Genomic DNA, 5,025 nt, shown 5'->3' with positions numbered 1-5,025 from the left:
GACGACCCGTTGATGCGCATCTTCGCGGGCGACCGCGTCAAGGCCATCATGGAGCGGCTCAAGATGCCCGACGGCGAGGCGATCGAGGCGGGCATCGTGACCCGTAGCATCGAGTCGGCCCAGCGCAAGGTCGAGGCGCGCAACTTCGACATCCGCAAGCAGTTGCTGGAATATGACGACGTGGCCAATGACCAGCGCAAGGTGATTTACCAGCAGCGCAACGACATCATGGATGCGGCCAACCTGCAGGCGCAGATCGCTTCCCTGCGCGAAGGCTGTTTCACCGACCTGGCGCGGCAGTATGTGCCGGTTGAAAGCGTTGAAGAGCAGTGGGACATCGCCGGGCTCGAGAACGTGCTGCGCGACGAGTGGCAGATCGAGTTGCCCCTGCGCCAGGAGCTGGAAGCCGCGACCGCCATCACCGACGACGAAGTCGTGGGAAAAGTCATTGCCGCGGCCAACGCCGCATTCGCCGACAAGGTCGAAAAAATCGGCGAAGAAAACTTCACGCAGTTCGAACGCATCGTCCTGCTGCAAAGCATCGACAGCCACTGGCGTGAACACCTGAGCGCCCTTGACTACCTGCGCCAGGGCATTCACCTGCGCGGCTATGCGCAGAAGCAGCCCAAGCAGGAATACAAGCGCGAAGCCTTTGAACTCTTCGGCCAGTTGCTCGACAGCGTGAAGAACGAGGTCACCAAGGTGTTGATGACGGTCAAGGTCCAGTCGGGTGAACAGCTCGAGCAGGCCGCCGAGGAACTGGAAAACCGGGCCGAGAACATCACCAACGTCACCTACACCGCACCTACTGAAACCGGTGAGGTGGAAACGACGCTGGACAGCGAATCGCAGCGCCGCGCATCGGCCATACCGGCCGACGAAGTGCCGCGTGTGGGCCGCAACGACCCTTGCCCTTGCGGCTCGGGCAAGAAGTACAAAAACTGCCACGGCCGACTGAACTGAGYACCGCCCTGCGCTGAACACTGCCGATTTAACCCTGATTTTCCGGAGTCCTGGAACATGCCCGTCAATCTGGTTGCCACGCCCGCCGCGGACCTTTACCCTGTGCCCGGCGTGCGCTGGGGCATCACCGAAGCGGGCATCCGCAAGGCCAATCGCAAAGACCTGTCGGTGTTGCTGCTCGACGAGGGGGCCTCGGTCGGGGCCGTCTTCACGCAGAACCGCTTTTGTGCTGCGCCAGTGCAGATCTGCCGTGAGCACCTGACCAAAAATGACGGCAAAACAGCCGGCATACGCGCCATGCTCATCAACACCGGCAATGCCAACGCCGGCACCGGTGACGACGGCCTGAGCCGCGCGCACGCCAGCTGCATTGCGCTGGCCCGCCTGCTGGATATTGCGCCCGAGCAGATCCTGCCGTTCTCCACCGGCGTCATCATGGAGCCGCTGCCCAACGACCGCATCGCGGCGGGCCTGCCAGCCGCACTGGAAGCCGCCAAGGCCGACAACTGGGGCAACGCCGCCGAAGCCATCATGACGACGGATACCGTCGCCAAGGCTTTCTCCGCGCGCGTGAAGATTGCAGGCGCCGACATCACCATCACCGGCATCAGCAAGGGCGCCGGCATGATCCGGCCCAACATGGCCACCATGCTCGGTTTCATGGCCACAGATGCCTGTGTTGCCCAACCGCTCATGGCGCAACTGGCCACGGAGCTTGCCGAAGGCTCCTTCAACCGCGTGACGGTCGACGGCGACACCTCGACCAATGACTCGTTCGTCGTGATGGCCACCAACAAGGCGAAGCACCCGCCCATCACCTCGCTGGACGGCGTGGAAGGCAAGGCCCTGCGCGCCGCCATGCTGGACATTGCCCGCAAGCTGGCCCAAGCCATCGTGCGCGACGGCGAAGGCGCGACCAAATTCATGACCATCCAGGTCGAAGGCGGCAAGACCGGCGAAGAGTGCCGCAAGGTCGCCTACGCCATTGCGCATTCGCCGCTGGTGAAAACCGCTTTCTTCGCCAGTGATCCCAACCTCGGCCGTATTCTTGCGGCCGTCGGTTATGCCGGCATCGATGACCTGGACCAGACCCGCATCGACCTGTACCTGGACGATGTGCTGGTTGCCAAAAACGGCGGCCGCCACCCCGGCTACGTGGAAGCCGACGGCCAGCGCGTGATGAAGCAGAGCGAGATCACCGTGCGTGTGGTGCTGGGCCGGGGCAATGCGGCCGACACGGTCTGGACCTGCGATCTTTCGTACGACTACGTCAAGATCAACGCCGACTACCGCAGTTAACCGGCGCACCCCATGAACGAGCAGTTTGAACGCCTGATCACCCGCGTCGAGTCCCTGATGGCGCGGATTGAGTCCGTGCTGCCGCAACCGCTCACCGCACCCGACTGGAGCGCTTCGATTGCCTACCGCTACCGCAAGCGCAGCTCCGGCCACGGCTCGCTGGAGCCGGTGCGCCACATCGGCAACATGAGCCTGGGTGATCTCAAGGAAATCGAGGACCAGAAGGAAAAGATCCGGCGCAACACCGAGCAGTTTGTCAGCGGCAAGCCCGCCAACAACGTGCTGCTGACCGGCGCGCGCGGCACCGGCAAGTCCTCACTGATCAAGGCCTGCCTCAATGAATATGCGGCGCGCGGCCTGCGGCTGATCGAGGTCGACAAGGCCGACCTGACCGACCTGCCGGACATCGTCGACGTGGTGTCCGGGCTGCCTGAAAAATTCATCGTCTTTTGCGACGACCTGAGTTTTGAGGAAGGCGAGCCCGGCTACAAGGCGCTCAAGTCCATCCTCGATGGCTCTGTCGCGGCGGCCACGCCCAATGTGCTGATCTACGCGACCAGCAACCGGCGCCACCTGCTGCCCGAGTACATGACGGAAAACCTCACCTACACGCACGGTGACGACGGCGAAGTGCATCCCGGTGAAGTGGTCGAAGAAAAGATTTCGCTGTCGGAGCGTTTTGGCCTGTGGGTCAGTTTTTACCCCTTCACCCAGGACGAATACCTGACCATCGTCGCGCAGTGGCTGTCGTCCTTCGGCGTGGGCCCCGATGCAATTGCAGCCGCGAGGCCCGCATCGCTGGTCTGGGCGCTGGAGCGCGGCTCGCGCAGCGGCCGTGTGGCCTACCAGTTCGCCCGCGACTACGCCGGCCGCGACAGCGCCAGCCGGCCTATGGCGGCTGCGCCCATCGCGGCGTATGAACGGCCGGGCGCGGCGGCGGCTGCTGCGTCGCCCGATGGCGACCACGCCCCCGACCATTCGACATGAGCGTGCTGGTCGCCGACGGCGAGCGCCCGCGCGAGGGCGGTGTGGATCGCAAGGTGGTCGACGTGGCCGTCGGCGTGCTGATCCGTCCGAACGGCGATTTCCTTCTCACCTCGCGCCCGCCTGGCAAGGTTTACGAAGGCTACTGGGAATTCCCCGGCGGCAAGCTCGAAACCGGTGAAACGGTCGAAGAAGCCTTGCGCCGCGAGCTGCAGGAAGAAATCGGCGTCACCATAGGCGCCGCCCAGCCCTGGAAGGTCGAAATGGTCGACTACCCGCACGCCTTGGTCCGCCTCAATTTCTGCAAGGTCTTCGAGTGGACCGGCGAGCTGCACATGCACGAAGGCCAGTCGTATGCGTGGCAAAACCTGCCGGTAACAGTGCAGCCGGTGCTGCCGGGCACGGTGCCTGTACTCGACTGGTTTGCCGCAGAGCGTTGATTGGCTCACCCCCGTCCAGGCTCACTTCGTGTAGCCTGCTCCCCCCTTGCAGGGGGCGGCGCCTGYGGACTGGCAGAGCCAGATCCGCGGCCCCTGCTGGCAAGGCAGCCGGCCGCTATTAAATTTATAGCTGCTCGCGCTCGCCAGCATTGGGCTAGAGGCACTATTCATGGGTAAAAAGAGGCCAAAAATCCCCTTTTAGAGACCAAAATGCCTTCAGGACTCGTTGTATTGGCCGTAAAACATCGTCAAAACCCTGTTTTCAGGCATTAAATCGGACCTCAGTCCAATAGGGACGTGCGCGAGTAGCTATTGAATTGATAGCGCCATGCTGTATCAAGCTGGGGCCGCGGAACTGGCTTTGCCAGGCCGCAGGCGCCGCCCCCTGCAAGGGGGGAGCAGGCTACACGCAGTGAGCCTGAACGGGGGTGTGCCTAATACTCCCAGGCTTTGCTGGCACCCATCACGGCATTGGGGTAGGGCGACTTGCCCCGCGATCCGTTGTAACGGCCCAGGCCCATGAAGAGGTCGCCGCGTTCGCGGTCCAGGTAGTGGCGCAGGATCACGCAGCCAAAGCGCAGGTTGGTCTGCATGTGAAAGAGTTTGGAGGGATCGCCGTCGCCGATCACGCGCGTCCAGAAAGGCATGACCTGCATGTAGCCGCGCGCGCCGACGTTGCTAACCGCGAATTTGCGGAAATTGCTTTCGACCTGGATCAGGCCCAGCACCAGCGTGGTGTCCAGCCCGGCGCGGCGGCTTTCGTACCAGACGGTTTGCAAAAACTCCTTGCGGATCTGCCACTCCGGTTTTTTCTTCTTGAGACGCTCGCTCATCGCGCCCAGCCAGCGCAGGTAGGCGAGCCGGCTTTCGGTGTCCTTGAACTCGGGCACAGGCGGCGCCTGGTTGGCGATGGCAGAACTCAGCGCGGTGCGCACCGAGTCGATCAGCGGCTCTTCAACCTGCGCGCCGGCATGCGCCTGTTCCGCCAGCAGCCATGGGCTGAGGGCGATGGGCAGGGCCTGCAGGCAGCTTCGCCTGGAAATCCCCTGCGCCCTGGCCTGTGCGGCAGCTTCGGATGCGGACAGGGTCAATGAGCGCACGGAAACCATTGGAGCGTCAAAGCGCCAGCTTTCCCTTGAGGAAATCAAAGGCGCCGGCAACGTCGATCTTGCTGGAAGCCGCATCGCGCCGGTGCTGGTATTCGAGCTGGCCGTCTTTCAGGCCGCGGTCGCCGATGGTGACGCGGTGCGGCACGCCAATCAATTCCCAGTCGGCAAACATGGCGCCGGGCCGTTCGCCGCGGTCGTCCAGGATCACGTCCACACCCGCTGCGAGCAGT

6 protein-coding genes are annotated in these 5,025 nt (G+C 63.5%); 4 read left to right on the top strand and 2 right to left on the bottom strand.

Annotated elements, in window-relative coordinates; all coding sequences use genetic code 11:
- The 4 genes from AC1DWI_RS13595 to AC1DWI_RS13580 all read left to right on the top strand — a co-directional run.
- Positions 1–963: SEC-C metal-binding domain-containing protein (locus tag AC1DWI_RS13595; protein ID WP_477725015.1), on the top strand; the 963-nt coding region annotated here is incomplete at its 5' end.
- Between the two features lie 57 nt (positions 964–1,020).
- Entirely contained in the window at positions 1,021–2,262 is a 1,242-nt protein-coding gene (argJ, locus tag AC1DWI_RS13590; RefSeq protein ID WP_477669844.1) for a bifunctional glutamate N-acetyltransferase/amino-acid acetyltransferase ArgJ, read from the top strand.
- A gap of 12 nt (positions 2,263–2,274) precedes the next feature.
- A complete protein-coding gene (locus tag AC1DWI_RS13585; protein WP_477669843.1) occupies positions 2,275–3,249 on the top strand; it encodes an ATP-binding protein in 975 nt (324 codons plus the stop codon).
- Positions 3,246–3,686 (top strand): NUDIX domain-containing protein, encoded by a 441-nt coding sequence (locus AC1DWI_RS13580; protein ID WP_477669842.1) that lies wholly within the window; start codon positions 3,246–3,248, stop codon positions 3,684–3,686. Before AC1DWI_RS13585 ends, AC1DWI_RS13580 begins: the two co-directional genes overlap by 4 nt.
- Before the next feature lie 434 nt (positions 3,687–4,120).
- Here the strand turns inward: AC1DWI_RS13580 and AC1DWI_RS13575 are convergent, their stop codons facing one another.
- Positions 4,121–4,795 (bottom strand): lytic transglycosylase domain-containing protein, encoded by a 675-nt coding sequence (locus tag AC1DWI_RS13575; protein ID WP_477669841.1) that lies wholly within the window; start codon positions 4,793–4,795, stop codon positions 4,121–4,123.
- Between the two features lie 7 nt (positions 4,796–4,802).
- Positions 4,803–5,025 (bottom strand): His/Gly/Thr/Pro-type tRNA ligase C-terminal domain-containing protein (locus AC1DWI_RS13570; protein WP_477725014.1); only part of this gene is annotated, 223 nt, incomplete at its 5' end.

Source organism: Polaromonas sp. P3_C2 (genome assembly GCF_056402675.1).
The sequence above is the reverse complement of the archived record's forward strand: the minus strand, read 5'-3'. Positions and strand labels throughout refer to the sequence as shown.